The sequence below is a fragment of the Methylobacterium sp. CCH5-D2 genome, from assembly GCF_001556475.1.
Lineage (GTDB): Bacteria > Pseudomonadota > Alphaproteobacteria > Rhizobiales > Beijerinckiaceae > Methylobacterium > Methylobacterium hispanicum.
In genome coordinates this window covers 1-3,799 of sequence record NZ_LSIX01000629.1, presented here as the reverse complement: position 1 = coordinate 3,799, position 3,799 = coordinate 1, and the positions used below count along the sequence as shown (strand labels likewise).

At 70.0% G+C, this 3,799-nt stretch carries 3 protein-coding genes; all 3 read left to right on the top strand.

Features of this window, described 5'->3' with window-relative positions; all coding sequences use genetic code 11:
• Positions 1 to 564 precede the first annotated feature (564 nt).
• The 3 genes from AX737_RS16835 (at position 565) to ettA (ending at position 3,634) form a co-directional block, all read left to right on the top strand.
• Positions 565 to 1,440 carry a DNA/RNA non-specific endonuclease gene (locus AX737_RS16835; RefSeq protein ID WP_238232150.1) on the top strand — a complete coding sequence of 292 codons (876 nt, stop codon included), beginning with the start codon at positions 565 to 567 and terminating at the stop codon, positions 1,438 to 1,440.
• A 10-nt stretch (positions 1,441 to 1,450) separates the two neighbouring features.
• Entirely contained in the window at positions 1,451 to 1,768 is a 318-nt protein-coding gene (locus AX737_RS16830; RefSeq protein WP_082773094.1) for a hypothetical protein, read from the top strand.
• A gap of 213 nt (positions 1,769 to 1,981) precedes the next feature.
• A complete protein-coding gene (gene ettA / locus AX737_RS16825; protein ID WP_066923379.1) occupies positions 1,982 to 3,634 on the top strand; it encodes an energy-dependent translational throttle protein EttA in 1,653 nt (550 codons plus the stop codon).
• The last annotated feature ends 165 nt before the right edge of the window (positions 3,635 to 3,799 follow it).

Sequence of the window (3,799 nt, the reverse complement as noted above, 5' to 3'; positions counted from 1 at the left end):
TCTCGGGCAGGTGGCGCAAAGCCGCCGGCTCCTCCAGACCGTCAAGGATCGACGTCACGCTCTCGTTCTCGGCCAAGGGGAACTCTTCCGTTCTTGAAGCTGTGCCGGATCGTGCCACGTCCCTTCCCAACCGCCGTCGGCGCGGCTCACGCGATGCCCGTAACGGGGCCGTGAACTCCGGGGGGACAGCAGGCACGACCGCTGTCATGATAGTGCCAGTTACGGATGATCGCTGCTCCGATCAATGTTGGGGCGCGATTTTTCGCGATTTCGTGCCCCAGCGGCAACATGAGGACCGCCCTTGAAGTCGATTCGTTCGTGCGGAATCACGCTGTCGGCCGCCGTGTTCTGGGGCCAGCTTCTCCTGGGGCAGGCCTCGGCCGCCCCCGGTCCGGTCGATGGCAATCTCACGTTCGCGTGCGGCTTCCTCGGCGCCTGCCCGCCCCGGACCGTGCCGGGCGGGCCGGACCGGGAGGTCCACCCGTTCCGCGGCAGCCTTGGGCGCCCCTGCGGTTGGCGCGAGCGCCCGACGCCGCAGGGCCCGCGGAGGGTGCGGATGTGCGACTGAGGCGTGCCCTCGCCCTCGGGTTCCTCCTCGCGGCCGCGCCGGCCGCGGCGGAGACGGCCTGCCCCGCCTTCTTCGCGGAGGGCTGGCCGCCGGCGCTCACCAACCCGAAGCTCGCCGCGCGCACCGTGCCCCTGTGCTTCGAGGCCTTCGCGGTGCTGCACTCGGGCGCCTCGCGCACGCCCCTCTACGCCGCCGAGCGGCTGACCCGGGAGAGCGTCGCCGAGGCGCGCGCGGTCGCGCGCGACGACAGGTTTCACGAGGAGGACAGGATCCCCGAGGCCGACCGCTCGACGCTTGAGGACTACGTCCATTCGGGCTTCGACCGCGGCCATCTGGCGCCCGCGGGCGACATGCCGACGGAGACCGCCCAGGGCCAGTCCTTCAGCCTCGCCAACATCGTGCCGCAGAACCGCGCCTTCAACCGCGGCCTCTGGGCAGGCATCGAGGAGAGCGTGCGCCGCCTCGCGCGCGAGCGCGGCACCCTCTACGTGGTGACCGGCGTCGTCTTCACGGGCGGCTCGGTCGATGCGATCAAGAGCCGGGTGCTGGTGCCGACCCAGCTCTACAAGGCGATCTACGACCCGGCGCGCGGGGAGGCCGGCGCCTACCTGGCGCCGAACCGGGCCGGGGCCGCCTGGCAGGCGGTCTCGATCGCCGCCCTCAGGGGCACGGCCGGCGTGGACGTCTTCCCCGGGCTGCCGGACACCGTGAAGGGGCAGGCCATGCCGCTGCCCGAACCGCGCGAGTTCTCCCGCGGGGACGAGGCCGAGCGGCGCGGGCCCCGCGAGGAGAGCTGGCAGGACTGGCTCTGGCGCGAGGCGGGCCGGGCACTGCGCAAGGCGATCCGCGACGCCCTGCGCTCGATCTTCTGAGGAGATGCCCATGACGAAGCGCGAGTCGAAGCGCGAGTCGAAGCGCGAGGCGCGCCGCGGGGCCGAGCCCGGCTTCGTGCCCTTCGCGGACGACGCGGCGGTGCGCACGCTCGGCGCCCTCTCCTTCGAGAACGGCACCGCGCGCATCGCGCTGCACGGCTCCTGCGAGATCACCCGGGACCGCGTCGGCCTCGCGCTGGCGCGCGAACTCGCGCGCACCGCCGCGGCGATCGTGGCCGCGCTGGAGGCGCAGGACCTGCCCGAGCGCGTCGCCGAGCCGGAGGGGGACGCGGAGCGGGCGGAGCCGGTACGCAATCCCTTCACCTGACGCCCTTCGCCTGACGGGCATCCCACCCGCGCCCGACGGCCGTCCTTGCCCGCCCCGGCGCGTCCTGATACTCGGGCGTGATCATTTCCCGCGACAGGGGCCGGCGACCCGAGAGGATCGGGCGAACCGGCCCGCGCCCGTCAACCGTGTCAGCCGTGCGCCGGCACGGCGAGCGCGAACGCGCCGGCACGAACGCTTAAGAGGATACCCGCGATGGCCCGCGAATTCATCTACCACATGCGGGGTCTGACCAAGACCTACACGGGTGGCAAGAAGGTCCTGGAGAACGTCAACCTCTCGTTCTATCCGGACGCGAAGATCGGCGTGCTCGGCATCAACGGCGCCGGCAAGTCGACGCTGCTCAAGATCATGGCCGGCATCGACACGGACTGGACCGGCGAGGGCTTCGTGGCGCAGGGCGCGCGCGTCGGCTACCTGCCGCAGGAGCCGCAGCTCGATACCAGCAAGTCGGTGCGCGAGAACGTGATGGAGGGCGTGGCCGAGAAGCAGGCCATGCTCGACCGCTACAACGAGCTCGCGATGAACTACTCCGAGGAGACGGCGGACGAGATGACCGCCCTCCAGGACCAGATCGAGGCGCAGAACCTCTGGGAGCTCGACTCGAAGGTCGATCAGGCCATGGAGGCGCTGGGCTGCCCGAGCGACGAGCAGCCTGTCGCCACGCTCTCGGGCGGCGAGCGCCGCCGCGTCGCGCTCTGCAAGCTGCTGCTCTGGGAGCCGGAGCTGCTGCTCCTCGACGAGCCGACCAACCACCTCGACGCCGAGACGGTGAACTGGCTCGAGGGCCATCTGCGCCAGTACCCGGGCGCGATCCTGATCGTGACCCACGACCGCTACTTCCTCGACAACGTCACGGGCTGGATCCTGGAGCTCGACCGCGGCCGGGGCATCCCGTACGAGGGCAACTACTCGTCCTGGCTGGTGCAGAAGCAGAAGCGCCTGGAGCAGGAGGGCCGCGAGGACATGGCCCGCCAGCGCTCGATCGCCCGCGAGCAGGAGTGGATCTCGGCCTCGCCGAAGGCCCGCCAGACCAAGTCCAAGGCCCGCATCACCCGCTACGAGGAGCTGGTCGCCAAGCAGCAGCAGAAGGTCGATGCGACCGCCCAGATCGTCATCCCGATCACCGAGCGGCTCGGCCAGAACGTCATCGAGTTCAACAACCTGTCGAAGGCCTACGGCGACCGCCTGCTGATCGAGGATCTCTCCTTCAAGCTGCCGCCGGGCGGCATCGTCGGGGTGATCGGCCCGAACGGCGCCGGCAAGACCACCCTGTTCAAGATGATCACCGGCACGGAGAAGCCCGATGCCGGCGAGATCAAGGTCGGCGAGAGCGTGCATCTCGGCTACGTCGACCAGTCGCGCGACGCGCTCGATCCGAACGCCACCGTCTGGCAGGAGATCTCGGGCGGCAACGACATCCTCTACTTCAACAAGCGCGAGATCAATTCGCGCGCCTACTGCGCGGCCTTCGCCTTCAAGGGCGGCGACCAGCAGAAGAAGGTCGGCACGCTCTCGGGCGGCGAGCGCAACCGCGTCCACCTCGCCGCGACCCTGCGCAAGGGCGGCAACGTGCTGCTCCTCGACGAGCCGACCAACGACCTCGACATGGAGACCCTGCGGGCGCTGGAAGAGGGCCTGGAGGATTACGCGGGCTGCGCGGTGATCATCAGCCACGATCGCTGGTTCCTGAACCGCATCGCGACCCACATCCTGGCCTTCGAGGGCGACAGCCACGTCGAGTGGTTCGAGGGCAACTTTTCGGACTATGAGGCCGACAAGAAGCGCCGGCTCGGGCTGGACTCGATCATCCCGAAGAAGCTGAAGTACAAGAAGTTCTCGCGCTGAGGCGCTTGCGCCGTCGAGGATACGGGCCCTTCCGCCGCGAGGCGGGAGGGCTTTTTCATGCTCGCGCGGCTCTCCCTCCCCCGCAGAGCAGGGCGATCGCATATGCCGGGCGAGCCTAGCCCCGGTCAGGCGTGGGTCCCCTCTCCCATAGGGAGAGGTCTGCTT